This window comes from Mycobacterium sp. NTMscope_MAC_12 (genome assembly GCF_976985675.1).
On sequence record NZ_CDRJYY010000001.1, the window covers coordinates 530,352 to 556,191 of the forward strand.

At 67.0% G+C, this 25,840-nt stretch carries 21 protein-coding genes and 1 pseudogene; 12 read left to right on the forward strand and 10 right to left on the reverse strand.

Translation table 11 applies throughout. From position 1 onward, the window contains the following. Window positions 1-65: 65 nt before the first annotated feature. Entirely contained in the window at window positions 66-989 is a 924-nt protein-coding gene (locus AC0KS4_RS02645) for a carbohydrate kinase family protein (RefSeq protein ID WP_238958275.1), read from the reverse strand. A gap of 11 nt (window positions 990-1,000) precedes the next feature. On the opposite strand from AC0KS4_RS02645, the gene AC0KS4_RS02650 reads away from it, so the two are divergent. The 3 genes from AC0KS4_RS02650 to AC0KS4_RS02660 all read left to right on the forward strand — a co-directional run bounded on the left by AC0KS4_RS02650 (window position 1,001) and on the right by AC0KS4_RS02660 (window position 6,570). Next, the gene (locus tag AC0KS4_RS02650; protein ID WP_238958274.1) at window positions 1,001-3,268 is read left to right on the forward strand and encodes an ATP-dependent DNA ligase; all 2,268 of its coding nucleotides are present in this window, start codon (window positions 1,001-1,003) and stop codon (window positions 3,266-3,268) included. Further along, entirely contained in the window at window positions 3,265-5,208 is a 1,944-nt protein-coding gene (locus AC0KS4_RS02655; protein WP_225330613.1) for a fumarylacetoacetate hydrolase family protein, read from the forward strand. Before AC0KS4_RS02650 ends, AC0KS4_RS02655 begins: the two co-directional genes overlap by 4 nt. 96 nt (window positions 5,209-5,304) lie before the next feature. Beyond that, a complete protein-coding gene (locus tag AC0KS4_RS02660; protein WP_238958273.1) occupies window positions 5,305-6,570 on the forward strand; it encodes an IS30 family transposase in 1,266 nt (421 codons plus the stop codon). Between the two features lie 40 nt (window positions 6,571-6,610). Here the strand turns inward: AC0KS4_RS02660 and AC0KS4_RS02665 are convergent, their stop codons facing one another. Beyond that, the gene (locus tag AC0KS4_RS02665) at window positions 6,611-7,528 is read right to left on the reverse strand and encodes a class I SAM-dependent methyltransferase (protein WP_225330101.1); all 918 of its coding nucleotides are present in this window, start codon (window positions 7,526-7,528) and stop codon (window positions 6,611-6,613) included. Window positions 7,529-7,590: 62 nt separating this feature from the next. Between AC0KS4_RS02665 and AC0KS4_RS02670 the strand changes: the two genes are divergently transcribed. Next, on the forward strand, window positions 7,591-8,397 hold the full coding sequence (locus tag AC0KS4_RS02670) for an enoyl-CoA hydratase/isomerase family protein (protein WP_275254834.1): 807 nt from the start codon (window positions 7,591-7,593) through the stop codon (window positions 8,395-8,397). Window positions 8,398-8,403: 6 nt separating this feature from the next. Here the strand turns inward: AC0KS4_RS02670 and AC0KS4_RS02675 are convergent, their stop codons facing one another. From AC0KS4_RS02675 to AC0KS4_RS02690, 4 genes are all read right to left on the reverse strand, one after another. Then, window positions 8,404-9,270 carry an LLM class flavin-dependent oxidoreductase gene (locus tag AC0KS4_RS02675; RefSeq protein ID WP_238958272.1) on the reverse strand — a complete coding sequence of 289 codons (867 nt, stop codon included), beginning with the start codon at window positions 9,268-9,270 and terminating at the stop codon, window positions 8,404-8,406. Between the two features lie 99 nt (window positions 9,271-9,369). After that, entirely contained in the window at window positions 9,370-10,134 is a 765-nt protein-coding gene (locus AC0KS4_RS02680; RefSeq protein WP_238958271.1) for an STAS domain-containing protein, read from the reverse strand. 376 nt (window positions 10,135-10,510) lie between these two features. Next, complete coding sequence (locus AC0KS4_RS02685) at window positions 10,511-11,479, reverse strand: DUF4873 domain-containing protein (RefSeq protein WP_238958394.1); 969 nt, start codon at window positions 11,477-11,479, stop codon at window positions 10,511-10,513. 254 nt (window positions 11,480-11,733) lie between these two features. Beyond that, complete coding sequence (locus AC0KS4_RS02690) at window positions 11,734-12,639, reverse strand: AurF N-oxygenase family protein (RefSeq protein WP_225330103.1); 906 nt, start codon at window positions 12,637-12,639, stop codon at window positions 11,734-11,736. 126 nt (window positions 12,640-12,765) lie between these two features. Here AC0KS4_RS02690 and cobF point away from each other — a divergent pair, with 126 nt between their 5' ends. The 4 genes and pseudogenes from cobF to AC0KS4_RS02710 all read left to right on the forward strand — a co-directional run bounded on the left by cobF (window position 12,766) and on the right by AC0KS4_RS02710 (window position 15,233). Further along, on the forward strand, window positions 12,766-13,509 hold the full coding sequence (cobF, locus tag AC0KS4_RS02695) for a precorrin-6A synthase (deacetylating) (RefSeq protein ID WP_238958270.1): 744 nt from the start codon (window positions 12,766-12,768) through the stop codon (window positions 13,507-13,509). 4 nt (window positions 13,510-13,513) lie between these two features. Beyond that, window positions 13,514-13,756: pseudogene (locus AC0KS4_RS02700) on the forward strand (DNA-formamidopyrimidine glycosylase family protein); the annotation flags it as partial. A gap of 153 nt (window positions 13,757-13,909) precedes the next feature. Next, on the forward strand, window positions 13,910-14,377 hold the full coding sequence (locus AC0KS4_RS02705; RefSeq protein ID WP_225330116.1) for a zinc finger domain-containing protein: 468 nt from the start codon (window positions 13,910-13,912) through the stop codon (window positions 14,375-14,377). A 106-nt stretch (window positions 14,378-14,483) separates the two neighbouring features. Then, the gene (locus tag AC0KS4_RS02710; protein WP_238958269.1) at window positions 14,484-15,233 is read left to right on the forward strand and encodes an SDR family oxidoreductase; all 750 of its coding nucleotides are present in this window, start codon (window positions 14,484-14,486) and stop codon (window positions 15,231-15,233) included. Between the two features lie 6 nt (window positions 15,234-15,239). Here the strand turns inward: AC0KS4_RS02710 and pgi are convergent, their stop codons facing one another. Together pgi and AC0KS4_RS02720 are read right to left on the reverse strand one after the other, a co-directional pair. Continuing rightward, a complete protein-coding gene (gene pgi, locus AC0KS4_RS02715; RefSeq protein ID WP_225330117.1) occupies window positions 15,240-16,904 on the reverse strand; it encodes a glucose-6-phosphate isomerase in 1,665 nt (554 codons plus the stop codon). A 130-nt stretch (window positions 16,905-17,034) separates the two neighbouring features. Beyond that, entirely contained in the window at window positions 17,035-17,355 is a 321-nt protein-coding gene (locus AC0KS4_RS02720) for a chorismate mutase (protein WP_225330105.1), read from the reverse strand. 387 nt (window positions 17,356-17,742) lie between these two features. Between AC0KS4_RS02720 and pcrA the strand changes: the two genes are divergently transcribed. Continuing rightward, window positions 17,743-20,082, forward strand: coding sequence for a DNA helicase PcrA (pcrA, locus tag AC0KS4_RS02725; RefSeq protein WP_225330106.1), 2,340 nt, complete (start codon window positions 17,743-17,745; stop codon window positions 20,080-20,082). An 84-nt stretch (window positions 20,083-20,166) separates the two neighbouring features. Here the strand turns inward: pcrA and AC0KS4_RS02730 are convergent, their stop codons facing one another. Both AC0KS4_RS02730 and AC0KS4_RS02735 read right to left on the reverse strand, forming a co-directional pair. Continuing rightward, the gene (locus AC0KS4_RS02730; protein ID WP_238958268.1) at window positions 20,167-20,757 is read right to left on the reverse strand and encodes a hypothetical protein; all 591 of its coding nucleotides are present in this window, start codon (window positions 20,755-20,757) and stop codon (window positions 20,167-20,169) included. A gap of 1 nt (window position 20,758) precedes the next feature. Further along, window positions 20,759-21,811, reverse strand: a complete 1,053-nt coding sequence (locus AC0KS4_RS02735; protein ID WP_225330108.1) for a M23 family metallopeptidase — start codon at window positions 21,809-21,811, stop codon at window positions 20,759-20,761. A 329-nt stretch (window positions 21,812-22,140) separates the two neighbouring features. On the opposite strand from AC0KS4_RS02735, the gene sucC reads away from it, so the two are divergent. The 3 genes from sucC (at window position 22,141) to AC0KS4_RS02750 (ending at window position 25,814) form a co-directional block, all read left to right on the forward strand. Then, on the forward strand, window positions 22,141-23,304 hold the full coding sequence (gene sucC, locus AC0KS4_RS02740) for an ADP-forming succinate--CoA ligase subunit beta (RefSeq protein WP_225330109.1): 1,164 nt from the start codon (window positions 22,141-22,143) through the stop codon (window positions 23,302-23,304). Window positions 23,305-23,316: 12 nt separating this feature from the next. Further along, on the forward strand, window positions 23,317-24,219 hold the full coding sequence (gene sucD, locus AC0KS4_RS02745) for a succinate--CoA ligase subunit alpha (protein WP_238958267.1): 903 nt from the start codon (window positions 23,317-23,319) through the stop codon (window positions 24,217-24,219). Window positions 24,220-24,287: 68 nt separating this feature from the next. Further along, window positions 24,288-25,814: an acetyl-CoA acetyltransferase gene (locus AC0KS4_RS02750; protein WP_238958266.1), complete on the forward strand. Its 1,527-nt coding sequence runs from the start codon at window positions 24,288-24,290 to the stop codon at window positions 25,812-25,814. The last annotated feature ends 26 nt before the right edge of the window (window positions 25,815-25,840 follow it).

The following is a 25,840-nucleotide window of genomic DNA, read 5'->3' on the forward strand; positions in this document are numbered from 1 at the left end:
GAGGTCGTCCTGGATTTTTCGCCGTGGCGTTACGCCCGCGAGCGTATGGGCCCCGCTCGAGAAAGCTAGGGGCCGCGGTTTGCCTCGGCCCGCAGCTCGGCACGATCGGGGAGATCGGCGCCGGCCCGCGAGACCGTCAGCGCCGACGCCAGGCCGGCGGTCTCGAGTGCCGCCGTGAGCGCGTCGAGCCCGACCCGGCGCAGGGCGGCCCGATGGTCGGCGCCCAACAAATCCAGTGCCCACAGCGCATCCAGCAGGCCGACCATGAATGCGTCGCCGGCACCGACGGCGTCGATCACCCGGACCTGCCGGGCATCCACCCGCGCATCCCCGGCCGCGCAGAACGCCGTAGCGCCCCGGCCGCCCATGGTCAGGACGACGATCGCGGGTCCCGCCGCCAGCCAGCCTCGGGCCGTGCGCTGCGGCTCGTGATCGGGATCGATCCACTTCAAGTCCTCGTCACTGACCTTGACGATGTCGCTGCGCTCGACCAGATGCGCGATACGGGCCCGCGCCGCTTCCCGGTCGGCGATCAGCGAGGGTCGCACGTTGGGATCGAAGCTCAGGGTGGCCGAGACGCGATAAGCCTCGAGGAGCGCCGCGACCGCCAAGCACCCCGGCTCGCGCACCGCCGCGATCGACCCGGTGTGCACCAGCAACGGCGGCGCCACCTCGGGGGTGCCGGAAAGCCGCCATTGCAGATCGAATGTGTAACTGGCCGAGCCGTCGTCGGCGATGGTCGCGATTGCGGTCGGCGTGCGTTCGGCCGAGACGCTTCCCGGAACAAGTTGCACACCAGCGGATTTCAGGTACTCGGCGATGCGCCGGCCGGGTGGGTCGTCGGCGATATGGGTCAAGAAGTCGACGCGATGTTCCAGCCGGGCCAGACCGACCGCCACGTTGAGTGGGCTACCGCCGACGTGCTCGGCGGCGCCGCGCCCTTCGACCCTGTCGATCAGCGCTTCACCGATCACCAGCGCGCCGCCCATAGACTCACAGTATGAGTTCGACGGCGGGTCCGCGGGTCAAGCTGACCAACGCCGAAAAAGTGCTGTACCCCGCCACCGGAACCACCAAGAGCGACATCTTCGACTACTACACGCGGATCGCCGAGGTGATGGTCCCGCACGTCGCCGGGCGCCCGGCCACGCGCAAACGCTGGCCCAACGGCGTCGAACAGGAATCCTTCTTCGAAAAGCAACTGGCCTCGTCGGCGCCCGACTGGCTGCCGCGCGCCAGCGTGACCCACCGATCCGGAACCACGACCTATCCGATCATCGACGACCCCACCGGCCTGGCCTGGATCGCCCAGCAGGCGGCGCTGGAAGTCCACGTGCCGCAGTGGCGGTTCGTCGCCGAGTGGACGCGGCGCCGGGCCGAAGAACTCAAGCCCGGCCCGGCGACGCGATTGGTGTTCGACCTCGACCCCGGCGAAGGCGTGACGATGGCCCAGATGGCCAAGGTGGCGCGCGCCGTCCGCGACCTGATGGGCGGGATCGGGCTGACCACGTTCCCGCTCACCAGCGGCAGCAAGGGCCTGCACCTGTACGCGCCGCTCGACGAGCCGGTGAGCAGTAAAGGCGCCACGGTGTTGGCCAAACGCGTTGCGCAACAGCTGGAAAAGACGATGCCCAAGCTGGTCACGTCGACCATGACCAAAAGCCTTCGGGCGGGGAAGATCTTTCTGGACTGGAGTCAGAACAACGGCTCCAAGACGACCATCGCGCCGTATTCGCTGCGCGGACGCGAACATCCCACCGTCGCGGCGCCGCGCACCTGGGACGAACTCGACGACCCGTCGCTGCGCCAGCTGCGGTATGACGAAGTGCTGGCCCGGGTCGCGCGCGACGGCGATCTGCTGGCGCCGTTGGATGAGGACGCGCCGATCCCGGATCGACTGAGCAAGTACCGCAGCATGCGCGACGCGTCGAAGACCCCTGAGCCGGTGCCCGCAGCGAAACCTGCTGTTGGGCAAGGGAATAGCTTTGTCATCCAAGAGCATCATGCCCGCCGGCTGCACTACGACTTCCGGCTGGAGCGCGACGGTGTGCTGGTGTCCTGGGCGGTGCCCAAGAACCTGCCCGACACCACGTCGGTCAACCACCTTGCCGTCCACACCGAGGATCATCCGCTGGAATACGGCGGGTTTGAAGGCGTCATCCCCAAGGGCGAATATGGTGCGGGCAAGGTGATCATCTGGGACTCCGGAACCTACGACGCCGAGAAGTTCCTTGACGATGAGGTCATCGTCAACCTGCACGGCAGCAAGATCTCCGGACGCTACGCGCTGATTCAAACCAATGGCGACCAGTGGCTGGCGCACCGGATGAAGGACCAGAAGACCTTCGAGTTCGACACGATCGCCCCCATGCTGGCCACCCACGGTTCGGTGGCGGCCCTGAAGGCCGGCCAGTGGGCGTTCGAAGGCAAATGGGACGGCTACCGGCTTCTGATCGAGGTCGACCACGGCTCCTTTCGTGTGCGGTCGCGACGCGGCCGCGAAGTCACCCAGGAGTACCGCGAACTGCGTTGGCTGGCAGAAGATCTCGCCGAGCATCACGTGGTGCTCGACGGCGAGGCCGTCGTGCTGGACTCCTCCGGGGTGCCCAACTTCCACGAGATGCAAAACCGCGGGCGGGGCTCGCGGGTCGAATTCTGGGCGTTCGACCTGCTCTACCTCGATGGCCGCTCGCTGCTGCGGGCCCGCTATCGGGATCGGCGAAAGCTGCTGGAAATGCTGGCCGCCGGCAGCAAGCTCATCGTCCCCGACCCGCTGCCCGGGGACGGCAAAGAGGCGCTGGCGCACTCCGGGGAACGCGGCTGGGAGGGGGTGATCGCCAAGAAGCGCGACTCCACCTATCAGCCGGGTCGCCGTTCGTCGTCGTGGATCAAGGACAAGCACTGGAACACCCAGGAAGTCGTCATCGGCGGCTGGAAAGCCGGTGAAGGCGGGCGCAGCAGCGGCATCGGCTCGCTGCTGATGGGCATCCCCAGCGCGGGAGGGTTGCGGTTCGCCGGGCGCGTCGGCACCGGGTTCACCGAACGTGACCTGGCCAATCTGAAGAAGACGCTGGCGCCGCTGCACACCGGCGAATCCCCCTTCGCCCCACCGCTTCCCAAGGCCGAGACCAGGGGCGTGACGTTCGTCGAGCCGGTCCTGGTGGGGGAGGTGCGCTACAGCGAGTGGACCCCGGATGACCGGTTACGTCAATCGAGCTGGCGCGGGTTGCGACCGGACAAGGAGGCAAGTGAGGTGGTGCGCGAGTGAAATGGGTTACCTACCAAGATGGTTCGGGCGGTGAACGCGTCGGCGTGCTCTCGGGCGACGCCATCCATGCGATGCCGTCGGGCGCGACGCTCCTCGACCTCGTGGCCCGCGGTTCCGAGGGATTGCGGCAAGCGGGTGAGGATGCGCAGCGATCCCCGGCGGCGGTCGTCCCGCTGGCGGAGGTGCGACTGCTGGCACCGATCCCACGCCCACCGTCGATCCGGGACTCGCTGTGCTTCCTTGACCACATGCGCAACTGCCAGGCCGCGCTGGGCGCCGGACGCACCCTCGGCGACTCCTGGTACCGCATACCGGCCTTCTACTTCGCCTGCCCGGCAACCGTTTTGGGTCCGTACGACGACGCGCCGACCGCGCCCGGGAGTGCGTGGCAGGACTTCGAATTGGAGATCGCCGCGGTGATCGGGGCCGGGGGCAAGGATCTCACGGTCGAACAGGCGGAACAGGCGATCATCGGCTACACCATCTTCAACGACTGGTCCGCCCGCGACCTGCAGCAGATGGAGAGTCAACTGGGCATCGGGCAAGGCAAGGGCAAAGACAGCGGGGTCACGTTGGGCCCCTACCTGGTGACCCCCGACGAGCTCGAACCGTATTGCCGGGACGGCAAACTGGACCTGCGGGTCACCGCCCTGGTCAACGACGTCGTCATCGGCTCCGGATCGACCGCCCAGATGGACTGGACCTTCGGCGAAGTCATCTCCTATGCGTCGCGTGGCGTCACCCTCGCTCCCGGTGACGTCATCGGCTCCGGGACGGTGCCCACCTGCACGCTGGTTGAGCACCTCAATCCCGCGGCCCTGGAATCGTTTCCGGGCTGGCTGCACGACGGTGACATCGTCACGCTGCAGGTCCAAGGGCTGGGGGAGACCCGGCAGACCGTGCGTGCGAGCGGCGCGCCGCACCCGCTGGCCGCGCGGCCGAATCCGGACGCCGCCCCGGCCCGACCGCGGGTCAACCGGGCCCGCGCCCGAGTGCCCTACACCCGTGGACTGCACGAGGTTGCCGACCGGGTGTGGGCCTGGACCCTGCCCGACGGCGGCTACGGATGGAGCAACGCCGGGCTGATCGCCGGCGACGGGGCCTCCCTGCTGGTGGACACCCTGTTCGACCTGGCGTTGACCCGCGAAATGCTCACCGCGATGCGGCCCCTCACCGCGTCCGCGCCGATCACCGACGCGGTCATCACGCACTCCAACGGGGACCACACGCACGGCAACCAACTGCTCGATCCCTCGGTGCGGATCATCGCCGCTCGCGGCACCGCCGAGGAGATCGAACACGGGATGGCCCCAGAAATGCTGGCCATGGCGCAGACCGCCAACCTCGGGCCGATCGCCACCCCGTACACGCGAGAACGCTTCGGGCACTTCGACTTCAGCAACATCACACTGCGCAACGCCGACCAGACGTTCGAGCGCAACCTCGCCGTCGAGGTGGGTGGGCGGCGCATCGATGTGCTGAATCTCGGTCCCGCGCACACCGCCGCCGACTCGGTGGTGCACGTGGCCGACGCGGGGGTGTTGTTCGGCGGCGATCTGTTGTTCATCGGCTGCACACCCATCGTGTGGGCCGGCCCGATCGCCAACTGGGTAGCCGCCTGCGACGCCATGATCGCGCTGGACGCGCCGACGGTGGTGCCCGGCCACGGACCGGTCACCGACCCGGACGGAATCCGCGCGGTGCGTGGCTATCTCATGCACGTCGCCGAACAGGCCGAGGCCGCCTACCGCAAGGGCCTGTCGTGGGCCGAGGCCGCCGACACCATCGACCTCGGCGAGTACGCGTCCTGGCTGGACGCCGAGCGCGTCGTCGTCAACGTCTACCAGCGATACCGCGAACTCGACCCGCAGACACCGCAATTGGAGGTCATGGCCCTGCTCGTGATGCAGGCCGAATGGCTCGCCAAACGGGCTGGGTGACGCTGCTTATGTCCGCGAAAGTGCAACTGCCAACGCATTTCTCGACTTGATTTCAAGGGATGGATGCAACACATCTTCTGAGTGAGGAGTGTTGCGATGGCCAATGGGACGTTGCGGTCGCGGGTTCCGGTGTTTTGGGAATGTGTTCGGCGGGGCCTTGATCCGGGCTCGGCGGGCGTGGCCGTCGGCGTGTCGCAAGGCACGGGTCGGCAGTGGTTCCGTGAGGCTGGCGGGGTGAAACCCCGTTTCAGGACACCGAATATCTGCGGTCCCCGGCCGCGGTTGAGCTTGCAGGAACGCATCGAGATCCAGGCCGGTGTGCATGCCCAGGAATCTTTGCGCTCGATCGGGCGCCGGTTGGGCCGGCCAGCATCGACGATTAAGCGTGAGATCGACAGCAACTGCGAGTTGCGTAACCGCCATACGGGCTGCAAATCGGGGTATCGGCGCAAAGAGGCGTTCGGGGCCCGCCAAAGCGGCAAGACCGCGAGCGTGCGCTATCTGGCCGTGTCGGCGCATGACCGTGCCGCTGATCGGGCGCGGCGCCCCAAGACCCGCAAGCTCGCGATCAATGACAGGCTGCACGCCGAAGTGCAGACTCGGTTAAAACAGTTGCATAGCCCAACTCAGATAGCCGCGCGGCTGCGCCGCGACTTCCCTGATGATCCGGAGATGCGGGTGTCCCACGAGGCCATTTACCAGGCCATTTACGTTCAGGGCCGCGGCTCGTTGCGCCGCGAGCTGCATCGGTGCCTGCGGACCAAACGCGCGGTGCGCCGATCCCAGCACCAGCCCGGGGCCCGCCGCCACGGACGTATCCCCGACATGGTCAATATCAGCCAACGCCCACCCGAGGTCGCCGACCGTGCCGTCCCCGGTCACTGGGAAGGCGACCTGATCCTGGGCAGCACCAAATCGGGGTCCGCGATTGGCACTCTGGTTGAGCGCACCACCCGTTTTGTCATGCTCTTGCACCTGCCCGATGACCACGGCGTCCTGGCGGTGCAAAACGCCATCGTGGCCAAAATGGCCGAGTTGCCCGACCATCTACGCCGCTCGTTGACCTGGGACCAGGGCAAGGAGTTGACCAACCACCTCGCCATCGCTGACGCCACTGACTTGGATATCTACTTCTGCGATCCACACTCGCCGTGGCAACGCGGTAGCAACGAGAACACCAATGGGCTTTTGCGCCAATACTTTCCGAAAGGCACCGACCTATCGGTCTATGGCGCCGGCTACCTGGACTACGTCGCCGCCGAACTCAACGGACGACCACGCCAAACCCTGGACTGGAATACACCCGCCGAAGCCCTCAACGAACTATTGTCCAAACCACCCACCGTTGCATCCACCGCGTGAAACCACCCGAGAAGACGCGCCGCCAGTTGCACTCTCGCGGTCAGATCCGCACCGCCCGAACGAAGCTGATCGTGGCGGCGGGGGCCTGGTGCTCGGCTTCCCCCAATTCCAGGAGGCCCGCGGCCGAAAACAGGTCGGAGAGCCGGAATTCGGTGGTCTCCCATCCGTTGGCCCGCAGATGCGCGGCCACGTCGGTGTGCTCCCCGGGATAGGTCAACGCGGTGATGTCCAGGTCGAGCCCCTGCCGTCGCCACCCCTCGGCCATGAGCCGGGATTTCTCCAGCGCCTCCGGCGACGTCCCCGCGACGGCCCCGAAATCGGCGGCGAACCGGCTGCCCTCGCCGGACAGCGGAATGATGGCGTCCAGCAACCGCACCTCCGCCTCCGGCGGAAGAAATCCGATCAGCACTCCCTCGGCCAGCCACGCCGTCGGCTTGGCGGGATCAAAGCCCGACGCCTGCAGGGCCGCCGGCCAATCCTCGCGCAGATCGATACCCACGGTGCGCAGTTCGGCGGTTGGGGCCGCGCCGATCTCGGCCAGCGTCGCGGTCTTGAATGCGATCACCTCCGGCAGATCGATCTCGTACACGGTCGTCCCCGCGGGCCACGGCAGCCGATAGGCGCGCGAATCCAGCCCGGACGCCACGATCACGACCTGGCGCAGGCCGGCCTGCCCGGCCGCGGCGAAGTAGTCGTCGAAAAACAGCGCCCGCGCGGCGAAGGTGTCGACGAACCGCGAAAACCCGACGCCGCTTTCGATGTCGGAGGAATCGAGTTCGCCGGTCGCCAACTTGGTGAACAGGTCGAGGCCGACGGCGCGCACCAGCGGCTCGGCGAATTCATCGGTGATGACCGGTTGCGGCCGTCTGGTGGCGGCCGCCCGGGCCGCGGCCACCATGGTGGCGGTGGCGCCCACGCTGTTGGCCAGGTCCCAGGTGTCACCTTCGGTTCGTGCCATGGCTGCTCCTTCGATAGGCGGCCAAACCACGGTATGCCTGATCGGTCGCCTACGGTCTCGGTATGCCTTCAGTGAAACTGGAAACCCTCGAGGACAACATCGCCTGCATCACGCTGAACCGGCCCGAACGCCTCAATGCGATCGACGGGTCGTTGATCGACGGTGTCGATGACGCCTTGGACGCGCTCGGCGCAGGCGAGTTCAGGGTGGCGATCCTGACCGGCGCCGGACGGGGATTTTGCGCCGGTGCGGATTTGAGCGGCACCGGGCAGCCCTGGACTCGGAACAAGCCGACCACGCCGGCGTTCAAGGTCACCTACGACGCTCAGGTCCGGCTGGCCAACCTGTACACCCGGATCTACGAGCTGGACATCCCGGTGATCGCCGCGGTCAACGGTGTCGCCGTCGGGGGCGGCCTGGCCTTCACGTTGGTCAGCGATATCCGGGTGGCCTCGGATCAGGCGCGGTTCGGTTCGGTGTTCATCAAGGCCGGCTTCTCGTCGATGGACATGGGCACCAGCTACCTGCTGCCGAAGATCGTCGGTGCCGGGGTGGCGCGCGAACTCATGCTCACCGGTCGCATCATCGACGCCGCCGAGGCCCATCGCATCAAGCTGGTGCATGAGGTGGTCGCGCCCGACGACCTGATGCCCGCCGCACTCACGCTGGCCCGCTCGATCGCCGAGAACAACGCATATGGCGTGTGGCAGACCAAGATTGGGCTCAACGCCGCGCTGGATGCGCCCAGCCTGCGCCACGCCATCGAGATCGAGAACCGCACCCAGATCCTCAGCGGCTTCACCAACAACCCGGTCGAGGCCGCCAAGGCTCACCAGGAAAAGCGCGCGCCCAGGTGGGATCCGCTGTGACGCTTGCTAAAGCTTGGCGATCACGTTCTCGGCGAACATCTCCAGGTTGCGGATCTTGCTCTCCAGCGGCTCGGTGTCCTTCCCCTTGATGTAGGGGATGCGGAAGCCGACGATGACGTCGGTGACGCCCTTGTCCTCGAGCCGCTTGATGCCGTCGGGGGTGTAGGCGTCGGCGGAGATGACGTGGATCTCGAAAGGCCCGGTCTTGCCCGCTTCTTCGCGGAAACGCTTGAGCTTGGCGAGCAGCTGATCGAGTTCCTCGGGGTCACCGCCGCCGTGCATCCAGCCGTCCAGGCGGGCCGCGCGCCGCAGCGCCGCGTCGGCGTGACCGCCGATCAGGATCGGGACGGGCTTGGTGGGAGCCGGCGTCATCTTGGTCTTGGGGATGTCGTAGAACTCGCCGTGGAATTCGAAGTAGTCACCGGAGGTCAGGCCGTGAATGATTTCGATGCATTCGTCCATTCGCTTGCCGCGCTTGGCGAAGGGAACCCCCAGCAATTCGTAGTCCTCGGGCCACGGGCTGGTGCCGACGCCGAAACCCACCCGGTTGTCGGTCATCGCGGCCAGTGACCCAATTTGCTTGGCCACCAACGCCGGTGGCCGGATGGGCAGCTTGAGGACGAAGAAGTTGAACCGCAGCTTCGAGGTGACCGCACCCAATGCCGATGTCAGCACAAAGGTTTCGATGAACTCCTTGCCGTCGAGGAACTCGCGGTTGCCGTCCGGGGTATAGGGGTATTTCGAGTCGGATTCGAAGGGGTAGGCGATGCTATCGGCGATCGTCATGGCGTCGTAGCCGGCCGCCTCGGCCGCCTTGGCCAGCGGGACATAGAACCGAAAGTCGGTCATCGCCTCTGCGTAGGTAAAACGCACGTCATCTGCCTTCCTGAAGGGGTCGTCCCACGACATTAGAACGTGTTCTAGTTTCAGCACAACCGGCAGATGGGTGTGGCTAGAACTGGTTGGAACGAGTTACAGCTGGTTCTCGGGGCCGATGACCGCCCACACCGTCTTGCCGGACGACGTCGGCGTGCTGCCCCACGCGCGGGACAACGCGTCGACGATCGCCAGGCCGGAGACGTCGATGCCCTTCGCCGGGGACGGAAGCCGCGCGGCGGGGGTGGTGCTGGCGTCGGAGACCGCGATGGACGCCGCCGTGCCCTGCGCCTCGATCCGTATCACCGGGACGCTGGCGGTGTGTTCCAGGACGTTCTCCACGAACACGTTGACGACCACCAATGCGACGGGGATGAGCTTGGCCTGCGACCACGTGGTGAGCCACTCGCGGACCAGCCGCCGCGACTCGCGCAGGCTGGTGAGGTCGGCGGGCAGCTGGGCATCGGCACGCCGCACCGCGCGGCGGCTGCTCTGACCAAGCGCCTTCATCGCCGCCTTCTGGCTGGAATACACCGGCATGAAGTGGGCGATCCCGCTTCGGGTGATCGCCTCGCGGGTCGTTCGGTTGGTGCAGGCGAACACGATCGGAACGTGGGTCGCGCTACCGATCTGCCAGTAGGCGCCCATGAAGGTCGACCATGCCGGTTCGGTGTTCAATTTGAGCCCGGAGACGTCGACGATAACGGCGGAGGCCCCGTCCGACGTCGCCTTGATGAGGCGGTCGCGCAGCGCGGTGGAGTTGGCGGTGTCCAGCACGCCGTCGACGGTCAGCACGGCTATCGAGTCATCCGTGCGCGTCGCGACGGCCAACGAGCTGGCCGACTCAGCCACCGGGCTCATCCCAGCTCGATCGGGACGTCCGGAATCATTTCCCGCTCCTTGTGTTCTGCCGGGCCGACTGCTTGAGTATCCGCCCTCAGCGGCAAAAGTCTAGTTCGCGGTGGGCCGGCGTCGATGCATCGAGAAGCTGCAGGTTGCGATCGGGATCCCCCCGGACTCACGCCGCAGACCCGCATCGAATAAATCATGCGTCCCCCTCCGTGTTCGTCGAGGCGTCGACCTGCACCGCCCGAACGCGCCATGGAGTTCATTGCTCAGCACGCGCTATCCCTCGGGGTTACCACAGAGCGGGCGCGGCCAAACTTTTCGGTATGGCCGAAAAACAGGGCGTTTCCTGCAGAAATGCGCTAGCCGGCGGCGAGGTGCCGGCACCGGTTCATGCGTCGCTCAACGCGTAGGGGGGAGCGCCCACGCCGGCGACCGAATGCGTGCCCCAGGGCGTCCGTTCCACGATGCGCGCGGGTGCGCTGCGCTCACCCACCGTCAGCGTGGCCGTCCGCGCCTTTTTGAGGTCGTCGGACGGCGACCCGAATACCGTTCCCTGCCAGTGATAGCGCCCATCGATCGGGTCCAGGTGCCCGGTGAGGCGCACCCGTACCGGGTGGCGGTTCCCGGCGATCTCCAGCGTGGCGGCGCCGTCGTAGGCGTCGTCACCGGCCGGCGCGCTGGCCGAAAGGTCGAAGGCGGACGCCACCGGCGGCGGTTCGGCCGGTCCCAGTTGGGCGCGTTCGTTGAAGACATGCTGGCTGCTGGCGCGCACCTCGATGCGGTCGCTGCCGGTGCGCCTCATGAGTTTCAGGCACTCGACGATGTAGCGGGCTTGCGCGCCCGGATCGGGGCCGGTGATGAAGAAATAGTTGGGGAACCCGCGAACCGCCATGCCGCAGAACGGCTCCATGCCGTCGTGCCAGGCCTGCCGGATGGGCCGCCCGCCCGCGCCGGTCAGCGTCTCGTCGGCGACGTCATCGGGGATCGAGAATCCGGTGCCGTAGACGATGGCGTCGACGCTGTGGTGCACACCATCGGCGGTCCGCACCCCTGACGCGGTCACCGTTTCGACGGCCGACGAGACGATCACCATCGAAGGCCGCGACGCGCTCGGGCGGCGCAGCCAGCGGGTGGCGCGGGTAGACCACAGCGGCAACTCGGTGACGACGCGACGCGGGGCCCGCGCAAAGACGGTGGTGGACGCCGCCACGCCGGCCAGCCGGCCGAGGTGATAGCCGGCAGTGGCGTCGGTGCCGATGACCGCGATGCGCTTGCCGGACGGGTCAAATGCCGGATCCCACGCCGCGGCGTGAAACGACTCGCCGCGAAAGCCCTCGCGCCCGGCAATGGGCGGCAGCCACGGGACATAGATGCCTCGGCCGGCGGCGACGACGACATCGGCGCGAACGATCTCGCCCCCGGCCGTGGTCAACAGCCACGTGTCGGAGGGGTCGTCGAACCGCGAGCTGGTGACGTCGTGGCCGGGTTGGTCGAGCAGGACCAGGCCGGTGAACCGGGCGCCCGACAAGGCGTCACGGGCGTTCTGACCGCCGGCCCCCGCGCCGACAATGGCGATGTGGCAGCGAGATTCACCGCCGACGCGCGAAGCCGTCACAGAAACCTGCTGCGCTTCCAGCCGCGGCGCGCGAGCCGGCCCATCAGGCCTATCTCGGTCAAGAACGCCGCCAGTGGAGCGAAGCCCGCAACCTGAACGTCGCGGCGATGTGGGCTGGTGCGCGCGGTCTTTCGGGCGCGCTGCGGGTCGAGACCCGTTCGCGCATAAGGGACCGGGTTGCTGAACAGATAGTTGAAGAAGTAGCCACCCAGCCCGTTGATGTTGGCCATGAACCAGCGGTTGAACCGGGGCATCTCGGCGACTCGTTTGCGCGCCCCGTCGCGCGCGAATTGGATGTGACGCGCCTCTTCTGTGACGTGAATGCGCATGAGCCGCTGAATGATTGGCTGCAGTTCGGGGTCGTCCATCATCTGCCGTTGCAGCGAGTCGAAGATCTCCTCACCGATCAGCGCGGCCACCCACAGCATCGAGCCACGCTGAAACGCCAGGGGGAGCATGTTGATGATCATCCGGTGAAACAGCCTGGGGCGCACCGGTTTTGCGCCGACGCGTTCGATGGCCTTGCCGAACATGACCATGTGACGGGTCTCGTCGCCCAGTTCGGTCAGCTTGTAATGCGTCGAGTTACTCGTCGGGTCTTCGTGCAGGATCGTGCGCAGCAGCGACTGGTTGAGCATGTTCTCGAACCAGATCCCGGCCGAGAGTGTGTTGACCAACTCCTGGCGGGAAAGCTCGATCTGCTGTTCGCGGGTCATCTCGTCCCACATCGGGGTGCCGTACAGCGACACCAACCGCGGCGGCAGATAGAACTTGTCCGGGTCGAGCGGAGCGTCCCAGTCGATGTCGACGACGGGCTCGTAGGACTTTTTGACCGAGCCCTTCAGCAAGCGTTCGGAGAACTCTTCACGGCTCGGCCCACCGGGCTTCAGCGACGTGGTCATCCCTGGCGTCCCTCCATTGGGTGCGTAGACAGTACCCATGGTACTGGGTACTTCAGGTCCCGACTAGGCCTGTGCGATATCGATTCGGCAATGTGGTCGAGCAGCGACGCGAGTCAGGAGAGTTCATTGGGCCGGCACATCCACGTCATCGGCATCGGCGCCGGCGATCCCGGCTATGTGACCGTGCAGGCGATCGAGGCGCTCAACGACACGCAGGTGTTTTTCGCGATGGACAAGGGCGAGCACAAAAGCGACCTGGTGGCGCTGCGGCGCGAGATCTGCAGCCGGTTCATCCGCGAACCGGGCTACCGGTTCGTCGAGCTGCCCGACCCCAAGCGCGCCGATGATGCCGAGTACCGCGACGCCGTCGCGGACTGGCATGCCGCACGCGCACAGATCTGGGCCAGGGCCATCTCGGCCGAGCTGGGTCCGCACGGCGTCGGGGCCTTCTTGGCCTGGGGCGATCCGTCGCTGTACGACAGCACGCTGCGGATCCTCGACGCCGTTGGCGCGCAGGTCGATTTCACGTTCGACGTGATCCCGGGCATCACCGCGGTGCAGGCGCTGACCGCCCGGCACCGCATCCCGCTCAACGAGGTCGGCGAACCCGTTCTGATCACCACCGGACGCCAGCTGCGCGCGCAGGGATTGGCCGGGGACGCGGTCGTGATGCTCGACGCGGACTGCTCGTTCCAGACGTGCCCGCCCGAGACCCGGATCTGGTGGGGCGCCTACCTGGGTACCGACGACGAACTGCTCATCGCCGGCACGGTCGGCGAGGTGGGGCCCCGCATCGTTGCGCTGCGGGCCGAGGCCCGCGCCCGGCACGGCTGGATCATGGACACCTATTTGCTCCGACCGGCAGACTGACACCGTGCCCGAACTGCCCGAGATCGAAGCGCTGGTCGACCACTTACGGCGCCACGCCGTGGGCCTGTCCGTCGGCCGGGTCGACATCGCCGCCCTGTCCGTCCTGAAGACCTTCGACCCGCCGATCAGCGCGCTGCACGGCCAGACCGTGGTCGGGGCCGACCGCTGGGGCAAATACCTGGGGCTGCGGACGGACAACCTCTCCTTGATCGCGCATTTGTCCCGGGCGGGCTGGCTGCGGTGGTCCGACAAGTTGGCCGCGGCGCCGCTGCGACCCGGCAAGGGCCCGATCGCGCTGCGGGTGCATCTGGGCACACCGGGGGAGGCGCCCGGCTTCGACCTCACCGAGGCCGGCACCCAGAAGCGGCTGGCGGTGTGGCTGGTGAGCGACCCCCAGCAGATCCCGCAGATCGCCTCCCTCGGGCCGGACGCGCTGGAGCTCGGCCCAGACGATCTGGCCCGCGTTCTGGCCGACAACACCGGGCGGATCAAGACGGTCATCACCGACCAGAAGGTGATCGCCGGCATCGGCAACGCCTACAGCGACGAGATCTTGCACGTCGCGAAGATCTCGCCGTTCGCCACCGCTGGCAAGCTGTCCGAGAAACAACTCGCCACGCTGCATGACGCCATGGTCACCGTGCTCACCGACGCGGTGAGCCGATCCGTCGGCCAGGGCGCGGCCACCCTCAAGGGCGAGAAACGCTCCGGATTGCGCGTGCACGCCCGCACCGGGCTGCCCTGCCCGGTGTGCGGGGACACCGTGCGTGAAGTGTCGTTCGCGGACAAGTCTTTTCAGTACTGTCCGACATGCCAGACCGGGGGCAAGATCTTGGCCGACCGGCGGATGTCGCGTTTGCTGAAGTAGTCGCGCGTGCGGCTTCTGGGGGCCGCGAACGTGGACTAGTTGTGCCAACGAGCCGCTGTCGAGCCCAACAACCCGACGTTGGGCGGGCACTAGTTATGCTGCCCCGATGACTCGCCAGAAGATCCTCATCACCGGTGCCAGCTCCGGCCTGGGCGCCGGCATGGCGCGCGCCTTCGCCGCCAAGGGCCGCGACCTCGCCCTGTGCGCGCGTCGCACGGACCGGCTCGACGAGCTCAAAGCCGAGCTGACGCAGAAGCATCCGGGCGTCACCATCGCGGTCGCCGCGCTGGACGTCAACGACCACGAGGCCGTTCCCAAAGTGTTTGCCGAACTCAGCGACGAGCTGGGCGGCATCGACCGCATCATCGTCAACGCCGGCATCGGCAAGGGCGCCAAGCTCGGCTCCGGCAAGCTCTGGGCCAACAAGGCGACCCTCGAGACCAACCTGGTGGCCGCACTGGTGCAGATCGAGACCGCGCTGGAGATGTTCAACAAGAACGGTTCGGGTCACCTGGTGCTGATCTCGTCGGTGCTCGGCAACAAGGGCGTGCCGGGGGTGAAGGCGGCGTACGCGGCGAGCAAGGCCGGCGTGAGCTCGCTGGGTGAATCGTTGCGCGCCGAATACGCCAAGGGGCCCGTCAAGGTTTCGGTCATCGAACCCGGCTACATCGAGTCGGAGATGACCGCCAAGTCGAACAGCACAATGTTGATGGTGGACAACGAAACTGGCGTCAACGCGCTCGTCGCCGCGATGGAGCGTGAGCCGGGCCGGGCGGCGGTGCCGTGGTGGCCGTGGGCGCCGCTGGTGCAGCTGATGCGGGTGCTGCCGCCCCAGCTGACCAAGATGTTCGCCTGAGATCGATCAGCTGGTGCGCCCTCGTTCGCTGCGGTAGCGGCGGACCAGGGCATCGGTCGAGCTATCCGACTGCGGCGCCGGCGAGGTGTCCGCGGTAAGCACCGGCAGCAGGGCTTTGGCCTGAGTTTTGCCCAGCTCCACGCCCCACTGGTCGAACGAGTCGATTCCCCAGATCACGCCCTCGGTGAAAACCTGATGCTCGTAGAGCGCGATCAGCTGACCGAGCACCGACGGGGTGAGCCGGTCGGCGAGGATCGAGGTCGACGGCCGGTTACCCGGCATCACCTTGTGCGGCACGACATCCGCGGGTGTGCCTTCGGCGGCGATCTCCTCGGCGGTCTTGCCGAAGGCCAGCACCTGCGTCTGGGCGAAGAAGTTGCTCATCAACAAGTCGTGCATGCTGCCGTCGCCCTCGGCGGTGGGCAAATCGTCGATCGGTTGGCTGAAACCGATGAAGTCGGCCGGCACCAGCCGGGTGCCCTGATGCAGCAACTGATAGAACGCGTGTTGTCCGTTGGTTCCCGGTTCGCCCCAAAAGATTTCACCGGTGCCGGTGGTGACCGGGCTGCCGTCCGCGCGGGTCGACTTGCCGTTGGACTCCATGGTCAGCTGCTGCAGATAGGCGGCGAAGCGCGCCAGGTCGTTCGAGTACGGCAGCACCGCGCGCGATTGCGCGTCCATGAAGTTGGAATACCACAGGCCGATAAGTCCAAGCAGCACAGGCGCGTTGGACTCCAGCGGTGCGGTCTTGAAATGCCGGTCGACGATGTGGAATCCGGACAGGAAGTCCGCGAACGCTTCTCGGCCGATGGCGGCCATCACCGACAGGCCGATCGCCGAGTCCACCGAGTAGCGGCCCCCGACCCAGTCCCAGAACCCGAACATGTTGTCGGTGTTGATCCCGAAGTCGTCGACCAGGCGCTTGTTGGTGGAGACGGCCACGAAGTGTTGCGCCACCGCCGCGTCGCCGAGGGCGTCGGTCACCCAACGGCGCGCGGCCGTGGCGTTGGTCAACGTTTCCAGCGTCGAGAACGTCTTCGACGCGACAATGAAAAGTGTTGTGGCGGGGTCCAAGTCGGCCAGGGTGGCGATCAGGTCGGCGGGGTCGACGTTGGAGACAAAGCGCGCCGAGATGCCCGCATCCGCGTAGTGGCGCAGGGCCTGGTAGACCATCACCGGGCCGAGGTCCGATCCGCCGATGCCGATGTTGACCACGGTGCTGATCCGTTTCCCGGTGGCTCCGGTCCATTCGCCGCTGCGCAACCGGTCGGTGAAGTCGCCCATCCGGTCCAGCACGGCGTGCACGTCCTCGACGACGTTTTGACCGTCGACGGTCAGTTCGGCGTCCCGGGGTAGCCGCAGCGCGGTGTGCAGCACCGCACGATCCTCGGAGGTGTTGATGTGGACGCCGGCGAACATCTGGTCGCGGCGCTGTTCGAGGTTCGCGGTGCGGGCCAGATTCACCAAGAGCCGCAGCGTTTCTCGCGTGATCCGGTGCTTGCTGTAGTCGATGTAGAGGTCGCCGACCGAGACGGTCAGCTCGCGGCCGCGATCGGGGTCCTCGTCGAAAAGCTGGCGCAGATGGGTGCCGCCGATTTGTTCATGATGCCTGCGCAGGGCGTCCCACGCCGGGGTGGCGGTGATGTCGGGGAGGATGTGCACGGAGGTCATGGGCGTCATGGGCGTCGCTCCTCTTCATCGCTGCGCTCTGCATCGTCGCCGACGCGGGTCATGAGTCGACCCTATGGGCTCTGACGTGAAGGAGCCAGTGTGGCGATGAGGCCGGCGACGGGCGCCGCGCTCAGTGACCGAGCCGGCCCCTGCCCAGCCGCAGCAGCAGTATCGCCAGGTCCTTACCGTCGGGGCCGAGCTCGCTGTAGCGCTCGATGACCTTCATCTCGCGGCTATGGACCAGTCGCGTGCCCCCAGATGCCATCCGGGCCTTGCCGATCGCTTGAGATACCTCGGTGCGCCGTTTGACCGCGGCGAGGATCTCGGCGTCCAGGCGATCGATCTCGTGACGCAAGTCGTCGATGTCGGTGGCCTCTTGGGTCTCCACCATCTCGATGTTCATCTCTGCTGCCTCCGCGCCGTCGTCGTGATGTGTGGGTTCTGGACTCATGCAGTTGGGCCTCACTGAAGACGAACCCCGGGTGCCGAAGCGGGCCCGGGGCTCTGCGGAAGCAGTTAGACCACGGGCGCCGCGGACCGGCACCCGTAGGGGAATCGGCGGCGCCACTCGAGGGTCGAGCAGCGTCGTCGGCACTGCAGATTGAGCACCAAATGAGTGTGCCACTAAAAACGGCTCACGCGCAAAAAAACATGTTTAAGCTGCTCTTTTTGGACTTGGGTGCAATTGCGGCGCCGGGCCGAGGAGGCATTGAATAGTGCATTCCGACACGCCGATTTTTCGGTAGAACGCGTGGCGCGATTCAGGCCGGCCGAGCCACTAGCCTGGTTTGATGCCTGGGCGCTTTGTGTCACTGGGCGGCGGTAAGTTTGGACTGACATGAGTGTGCACGCAACAGATACCAAGCCGGCCTCCGAAGCCGATCAACTGCTCGAGGGGCTCAACCCGCAACAACGCCAGGCGGTGGTGCACGAAGGTTCCCCGCTGCTGATCGTCGCGGGGGCGGGTTCGGGCAAGACCGCGGTGTTGACGCGTCGCATCGCCTACCTGATCGCGGCGCGCGGGGTCGGGGTCGGCCAGGTGCTGGCCATCACCTTCACCAACAAGGCCGCCGCCGAGATGCGGGAACGGGTGGTGCGGCTGGTCGGCAACCGCGCCCGCGCCATGTGGGTGTCCACCTTTCACTCGACGTGCGTGCGCATCCTGCGCAACCAGGCCTCCCTGATCGAAGGCCTCAATTCCAACTTCTCGATCTACGACGCCGACGATTCGCGGCGGCTGTTGCAGATGATCGGGCGCGACATGGGGCTCGACATCAAGCGCTACTCGCCGCGGCTGTTGGCCAACGCCATCTCCAACCTGAAGAACGAGCTGATCGACCCCGCCGACGCGGTCTCCAAGCTGACCGATGATTCCGACGAGTTGTCCCGCACGGTGGCCAGCGTCTACGGCGAGTATCAGCGGCGGTTGCGGGCGGCGAACGCGCTGGACTTCGACGACCTGATCGGGGAAACCGTGGCGGTGCTGCGGGCCTTCCCGCAGATCGCCCAGCACTATCGGCGGCGGTTCCGGCACGTGCTCGTCGACGAGTACCAGGACACCAACCACGCCCAGTACGTGTTGGTGCGGGAATTGGTCGGCCGCGGTTCAGAAGCACCGGAATCGTCTGATGAGGTGCCGCCCGCGGAGTTGTGCGTGGTCGGCGACGCCGATCAGTCGATCTATGCATTCCGCGGCGCCACCATCCGCAACATCGAGGACTTCGAACGCGACTATCCCGACGCGACAACCATTCTGCTGGAACAGAATTACCGCTCTACGCAGAACATTCTGTCGGCGGCCAACTCGGTGATCGCCCGCAATTCCGGGCGCCGCGACAAGCGTCTGTGGACCGCCGAAGGCGCCGGCGAGTTGATCGTCGGCTACGTCGCCGACAACGAGCACGACGAAGCCCGATTCGTCGCCGAGGAGATCGACGCGCTCGCCGAGAAGGGCGAGATCACCTACAACGACGTCGCCGTCTTCTATCGCACCAACAACTCGTCGCGGTCGTTGGAAGAGGTCTTCATCCGCGCCGGAATCCCCTACAAAGTCGTTGGGGGAGTGCGCTTTTACGAGCGCAAGGAGATTCGCGACATCGTCGCCTATCTGCGGGTCCTGGATAACCCGGGGGACGCGGTCAGCATGCGGCGCATCCTCAACACCCCGCGTCGCGGCATCGGGGATCGCGCCGAGGCCTGCGTCGCGGTGTACGCCGAGAACACCGGGGCCAGCTTCGCCGACGCGCTCGTCGCCGCGGCCGAAGGCAAAGTGCCGATGCTGAATTCCCGCGCGGAGAAGGCGATCGCGGGCTTCGTCGAGCTCCTCGACGAGCTGCGGGGCCGCCTGGATGACGATCTCGGCGATCTGGTCGAGTCGGTGCTCGAACGCACCGGGTACCGCAGGGAGCTGGAATCCTCCACCGACCCCCAGGAACTGGCGCGGCTGGACAACCTCAACGAACTCGTCAGCGTGGCACACGAATTCAGCACCGACCGCGCGAACGCCGAAGCCCTGGGTGAGTCGCTGCAAACCCCCGAAGACGAGGACGTGCCCGATACCGGTGTGCTGGCGGAGTTCTTGGAGAGGGTGTCGCTGGTTTCCGACAGCGACGAGATCCCCGAGGATGGTGCCGGCATGGTCACGCTGATGACCCTGCACACCGCGAAAGGCCTGGAGTTCCCGGTGGTGTTCGTCACCGGGTGGGAGGACGGGATGTTCCCCCACATGCGGTCATTGGACGACCCGACCGAACTGTCCGAGGAGCGACGGCTGGCCTACGTGGGCATCACCCGCGCACGGCAGCGGCTGTACGTGAGCCGGGCCATCGTCCGGTCCTCCTGGGGGCAGCCCATGCTCAACCCGGAATCCCGTTTCCTCAGGGAGATTCCGCAAGAATTGATCGAATGGCGCCGCACCGCGCCGGCCCCGTCGTTCAGCGCGCCGGTGAGCGGTGCCGGACGATTCGGCACGCCGCGCGCGGCGCCGACTCGTTCCGGGATGAGCAAGCGACCGCTGCTGGTGCTCGAGCCCGGCGACCGGGTGACGCACGACAAGTACGGCCTGGGCCGGGTCGAGGAAGTGTCCGGCGTCGGCGAATCGGCGATGTCGCTGATCGACTTCGGCAGCTCGGGACGGGTCAAGCTGATGCACAACCACGCCCCGATCAGCAAGCTCTAATCGGGCGAGGACTAGGCGCGTCGAACGTGCACTCAGGGCGGAGAAATCGCGAAAACATCGCCGCCAGTACACGTTCGGCGAAGGTCAGGCCTCCAGCCAGCGTTTGGTTTGCGGCAGCATCACCAGCACGACCGTGGCGATCGGCAACAGCGGCAGCAGGTGCACGACCCACGCCACACGGGCACCGGCGATGAACACGCCGATGTAAGTAAGGAAAGCGACGAGCGCGCCGGCCAACAGGAGGTAGCGGCTGACCGACCGGCGCTGCAGCAGCGCGATCACACCCGTCACCGTGGTGGCGCCGAACACGAGGGCCAGAAACGCGACCGCGATGCAGAACAGGCGATCGGTTCGCCACCAACCGGCGATCAGATCGGTGGCCACCACCGACGTGGCCCACCCGCTGACGATGCTGACCGCGCACGCGGCGACGGCCGTGCGATCGGTGGGCTCGAAGGCCGGCATTCCGGCATAGCCGGTGCGCCCCGCACGCGGGCCACCCCGGTACGGCGGGGCCGGCGGCACGAACTGACTAGTCGGAGAGTCCGGGGTGGTGGGAATGGGTCCGGTCGGCGCGCGGCGGATGATCCGTGTCCGTGAGTCGGAGGGCGATGATGGCTCCGCACTGGCCTCGGGCGGACGCGGACCGGAAGGCTGTTCGTTCGGCGCGGTCACCCTAACCAGCGTAGTTGCCGACCATAAGTCCACGCTTAGCCAGCCACGGCACCGGATCGATCCGCTCGGTGCCGCCCTGCAGCACCTCGAAGTGCAGGTGCGGGCCGGTGGAATTGCCCCGGTTGCCCATGGTGGCGATCTGGTCGCCGGCCATGACGCGCTCGCCGACGCTGACCAGGGCGGTGTTGATGTGTCCGTAGAGCGTGACGGTGCCGTCGGCGTGCCGCAGCTTGACCAGCATCCCGTAGCCGCCGGCCGGGCCGGCTTCGATGACGACGCCGTCGGACACGGCGAGGATCGGCGTGCCGATCGAGTTGGCCAGGTCGATACCGGCGTGCAGCACGCCCCAGCGGTAACCGAAGTTGGAGGTGAATATCCCCTTGGTCGGCATCACGTAGAGCGGTTGCTGCAGGCGCGCCTCGCGCTGGGCGCGGTCGTTGGCGAAGGCGACGCCCCTGGCGAGTTCCTGGTTGTGCAGGGCCGCGTTGGCCGCGGGCTCCACCGCGATCACCTGGGGGCCGCGGACGGTGTTGCTGCCCGACCCGCCGGTGAGTGCGGACGCGTTGGCGGTCAGCACCGCCTCGGTCTTGGGGGTGTCGGCGTGGCTGGTGGCCGTGTGGGCAGCCGCGGCGGCCGCGCCGGCGGCCATCGCCGAGATCAGCAGGCGGCCGCGGGCCGCGCTGGTGGGCTGCTTGCGGTGCTGCCCGCCGCGGCGCGCGGCGCCGACGACGTCGGTGGTGTGCGGGTGCTCGAGGCGCCGCTCGGTGCGGGGGCCGACGGTGACCCGGGGCAACACCTCGGTGGCGGGCGCCGCCAGCCACCGAGGCTTCAGGTCGTCGGTCTCGTGGAGGTCGTCGAGCTCCGGCGCCAGCAGGACCTGCGCTGCGTTGTCGAACGTCGAGTCGTTGCTGAAGTCCAGGCCGGCGTGATCGCCGAGATCGTCACCGGAGTCGCTGAAATCGAGGTCGTCGAAGTCAAAGCCGTCGAGCGGAAGGATCTCCGTGACTTCGGTCCGATGGGGCTCCGCCGACCGGGCGCCTGCTGCGCGACTCACCCTCAAGATGCCTGTTGTTACGGCAGAGGGCGTGGCAAAACGGTGCTGGGGCAACCTGAAATGTCCTCGTATCGTGACCATAACGTTATCTGGACCCTAGGAAGGTATCCGCTGACGCGCGGGACTGGCAACCTCGTCGCACAATCCGGGCGGAATTGTGATTTGGATCACGCGGACGGTCTATCCATGTCCCGTGAGCTGTGCCACATCGGCGGACGCGGCGGTCAAAGCCATTTCGAGGGTGGATACAGTTCGTCCGTGCGAGTTGCCGGATGCGGCACCGCCCACCAAGAGGCCTAGCAGTTGAGTCGAGCGAAGACAGAGAGTCCATGGACCTTTTCGAGTATCAAGCAAAAGAATTGTTCGCCAAGCACAACGTACCGACTACGCCGGGACGCGTGACCGACACCGCCGAAGGCGCTCGCGAGATCGCCACCGAGATCGGTCGCCCGGTGATGGTCAAGGCGCAGGTGAAGGTCGGCGGACGCGGCAAGGCGGGCGGCGTCAAGTACGCGGCGACGCCCGACGACGCCTTCGAGCACGCCAAGAACATCCTCGGTCTCGACATCAAGGGACACGTCGTCAAGAAGCTGTTGGTCGCCGAGGCCAGCGACATCGCCGAGGAGTACTACATCTCCTTCCTGCTCGACCGCGCCAACCGCACCTACCTGGCCATGTGCTCGGTCGAGGGCGGCATGGAAATCGAGGAGGTGGCCGCCACCAAGCCCGAGCGGCTGGCCAAGGTTCCGGTGGACGCCGTCAAGGGTGTCGACCTGGCGACCGCGCGTTCCATCGCCGAACAGGGCCACCTGCCGGCCGAGGTGCTCGACGCCGCCGCGGTCACCATCAACAAGCTGTGGGAGGTCTTCGTCGCAGAGGACGCCACCCTGGTCGAGGTCAACCCGCTGGTGCGGGATCCCCAAGACCGGATCTTGGCGCTGGACGGCAAGGTCACCCTCGACGCCAACGCCGACTTCCGTCAGCCCGGCCACGCCGAGTTCGAAGACCGCGACGCCACCGACCCGCTGGAACTCAAGGCCAAAGAGCACGACCTCAACTACGTCAAGCTCGATGGTCAGGTCGGCATCATCGGCAACGGCGCGGGCCTGGTGATGTCCACGCTCGACGTCGTCGCCTACGCCGGCGAGAAGCACGGCGGGGTCAAGCCGGCCAACTTCCTGGACATCGGCGGTGGCGCGTCGGCCGAGGTGATGGCCGCGGGCCTCGACGTCATCCTGAACGACAAGCAGGTCAAGGCCGTCTTCGTGAACGTGTTCGGCGGCATCACCTCCTGCGACGCCGTCGCGAACGGGATCGTGACCGCGCTGAACATGCTCGGCGACGAGGCGAACAAGCCGCTCGTGGTCCGGCTCGACGGCAACAACGTCGACGAAGGCCGGCGCATTCTGGCCCAAGCCAACCACCCGCTGGTGATCCAGGCCGAGACCATGGATGCCGGTGCCGACAAAGCCGCCGAGCTGGCGAACAAGTAAGGGACCCAAGCCATGTCGATCTTTTTGAACAAAGACTCCAAAGTCATCGTCCAGGGCATCACCGGTGGCGAGGGCACCAAGCACACCGCGCTGATGATGAAGGCCGGCACCCAGGTGGTGGGCGGGGTGAACGCCCGCAAGGCCGGCACCACCGTGTCGCATGTGGACCCGGTCGGCAAGGACGTCGGGCTCCCGGTGTTCGGCACCGTCGCCGAAGCGATGAAGGAGACCGGGGCCAACGTGTCGGTCGTCTTCGTGCCGCCGAAATTCGCCAAGGACGCCATCATCGAGGCCATCGACGCCGAGATCCCGCTGCTGGTCGTCATCACCGAGGGAATTCCGGTGCAGGACAGCGCCTATGCGTGGGCCTACAACGTCGACAAAGGACAAAAAACCCGCATCATCGGACCGAACTGCCCCGGCATCATCACCCCGGGCGAGGCGCTGGCCGGCATCACCCCCGCCAACATCAGCGGCCCCGGCCCCGTCGGGCTGGTGTCCAAGTCCGGCACCCTGACCTACCAAATGATGTACGAGCTGCGCGATTTCGGTTTTTCCACCTCGATCGGCATCGGTGGTGACCCGGTGATCGGCACCACCCATATCGACGCCATCGAGGCCTTCGAGAAGGACCCCGACACCAAGGTCATCGTGATGATCGGTGAGATCGGCGGCGACGCCGAGGAGCGCGCGGCCGACTACATCAAGGCCAACGTGTCCAAGCCGGTCGTCGGCTATGTCGCGGGATTCACTGCGCCGGAAGGCAAGACGATGGGCCACGCGGGCGCCATCGTGTCCGGCTCGTCGGGCACCGCGGCCGCCAAGAAGGAAGCCTTGGAGGCCGCCGGCGTCAAGGTCGGCAAGACCCCGTCGGAGACGGCGGCGCTGGCCCGGGAGATCCTGCAGAGCCTGTAGGGGCGCGAGCCGATGCTGCGAGGGCCCCGGATTTGGCCGGGGCCCGGCCCAAGGTAGATAGTGGGTCTATGAATCTCGACCCGAACACCCCAGTCATCGTCGGCGTGGGGCAGTTCACCGAACGCATCGAGGACTCCGGCTACCGCGGAATGTCGTCGGTGGAACTGGCGACGGCAGCGGCGCAGGCCGCGCTGCATGACACCGGGGCCGACGTCACCGCCGTCGCCGCAGCCATCGACACCGTCGCCGCCCTCCGGCAGTTCGAGATCTCCGGGCGCACACCCGCGCCCATGGGCAAGTCCAACAACTACCCGCGGTCGGTGGCCAAGCGCCTCGGCGCCGCGCCGGCCCGCGCGGTTCTCGAGCCCATCGGCGGCCAGGGACCCCAGCATCTGGTCACCGAATTCGCCGGCGTCATCGCCTCGGGCGAGGCGGAGGTCGTGATGATCTTCGGCTCCGAAAACACGTCCAGCATCCGGTATTTCGCCGACCGGGATAAGCCGGATCATTCCGACACGGTCGAGGGGTCCCTCGAGGACCGCGGCTTCGGATACGACGGCCTGTTCGACGACTACACCGTCGCGCACGGGCTCATCGGAGCGCCGGCCCAGTACGGGCTGCTGGAGAACGCACGCCGCGCCCGGCTGGGCTTGAGCGTCGCCGACTACCGGCGCCAGATGGGCGAGCTGTTCGCCCCGTTCACCAAAGTCGCGGCGAAAAACCCGTTCGCGTCCTCCCCGGTGGAGCGCAGCGTCGACGAGCTCATCACCGTGACCGCGTCCAACCGGATGATCTGCGACCCGTACCCGCGGCTGCTGGTGGCCCGCGACCAGGTCAATCAGGGTGCGGCCGCGCTGCTGATGTCGGTGGCCGCCGCCCGCCGGCTCGGGGTGCCCGAGGAGCGCTGGGTGTTTCTGCACGGGCACGCCGACATGGTGGACCAGCCGCTGCTGGACCGCCTCGACCTGACCTATAACTCGGCGTCGGTGCTGGCGGTCCAGGAAGCGCTCGCCGGGGCGGGTGTCGGCATCGACGACGTCTCGACCTTCGACCTCTACAGCTGCTTCCCGGTGCCGGTGTTCAACTTCTGCGACGGGACTCAGCTGGCCACCGACGATCCCCGCGGGCTGACGCTCACCGGCGGTCTGCCGTACTTCGGCGGACCGGGCAACAACTACTCACTGCACGGCATCGCCGAGACGGTCAGCGAAATGCGGGACCTCCCAGGGCAATTCGGCCTGGTCGCCGCCAACGGCGGGATCATGAGCAAGTACTCCGTCGGGGTGTACTCGACCACGCCGGTGGACTGGAAGCCCGACAACAGCGCCGCGCTGCGCGCCGAGGTCGCCGCCCGTCCCAAGATGGCGGTGACCGTCAAGGCCGACGGTCGCGCGAGGATCGAGACCTACACCGTGCGCTACGACTGGCCGGTGCGCACCGGCATCATCATCGGCCGCCTGGACGACGACGGTAGCCGTTTCCTGGCCCTGAGCGAGGATCCCGAGCTGGTCGGGTTGCTCAGCGACGGCGAGCCGCTGGGGGCGTCGATCGTGGTCCGGCCGACCGAAAAGGACAACCGGGCCACGCTGGCCTGAGCGGCCGTCCGCGCCGCGACACTTAA

What these genes read in the sequence shown, in the direction of transcription:
- AC0KS4_RS02645 (WP_238958275.1), bottom strand. Translation starts at nt 989, where the DNA reads ATGGGCGGCGCGCTGGTGATCGGTGAAGCGCTGATCGACAGGGTCGAA.
- AC0KS4_RS02650 (WP_238958274.1), top strand. Translation starts at nt 1,001, where the DNA reads ATGAGTTCGACGGCGGGTCCGCGGGTCAAGCTGACCAACGCCGAAAAA.
- AC0KS4_RS02660 (WP_238958273.1), top strand. Translation starts at nt 5,305, where the DNA reads ATGGCCAATGGGACGTTGCGGTCGCGGGTTCCGGTGTTTTGGGAATGT.
- AC0KS4_RS02665 (WP_225330101.1), bottom strand. Translation starts at nt 7,528, where the DNA reads ATGGCACGAACCGAAGGTGACACCTGGGACCTGGCCAACAGCGTGGGC.
- AC0KS4_RS02670 (WP_275254834.1), top strand. Translation starts at nt 7,591, where the DNA reads ATGCCTTCAGTGAAACTGGAAACCCTCGAGGACAACATCGCCTGCATC.
- AC0KS4_RS02680 (WP_238958271.1), bottom strand. Translation starts at nt 10,134, where the DNA reads ATGAGCCCGGTGGCTGAGTCGGCCAGCTCGTTGGCCGTCGCGACGCGC.
- AC0KS4_RS02690 (WP_225330103.1), bottom strand. Translation starts at nt 12,639, where the DNA reads ATGACCACGTCGCTGAAGCCCGGTGGGCCGAGCCGTGAAGAGTTCTCC.
- AC0KS4_RS02710 (WP_238958269.1), top strand. Translation starts at nt 14,484, where the DNA reads ATGACTCGCCAGAAGATCCTCATCACCGGTGCCAGCTCCGGCCTGGGC.
- pgi (WP_225330117.1), bottom strand. Translation starts at nt 16,904, where the DNA reads ATGACCTCCGTGCACATCCTCCCCGACATCACCGCCACCCCGGCGTGG.
- AC0KS4_RS02720 (WP_225330105.1), bottom strand. Translation starts at nt 17,355, where the DNA reads ATGAGTCCAGAACCCACACATCACGACGACGGCGCGGAGGCAGCAGAG.
- pcrA (WP_225330106.1), top strand. Translation starts at nt 17,743, where the DNA reads ATGAGTGTGCACGCAACAGATACCAAGCCGGCCTCCGAAGCCGATCAA.
- sucC (WP_225330109.1), top strand. Translation starts at nt 22,141, where the DNA reads ATGGACCTTTTCGAGTATCAAGCAAAAGAATTGTTCGCCAAGCACAAC.
- sucD (WP_238958267.1), top strand. Translation starts at nt 23,317, where the DNA reads ATGTCGATCTTTTTGAACAAAGACTCCAAAGTCATCGTCCAGGGCATC.
- AC0KS4_RS02750 (WP_238958266.1), top strand. Translation starts at nt 24,288, where the DNA reads ATGAATCTCGACCCGAACACCCCAGTCATCGTCGGCGTGGGGCAGTTC.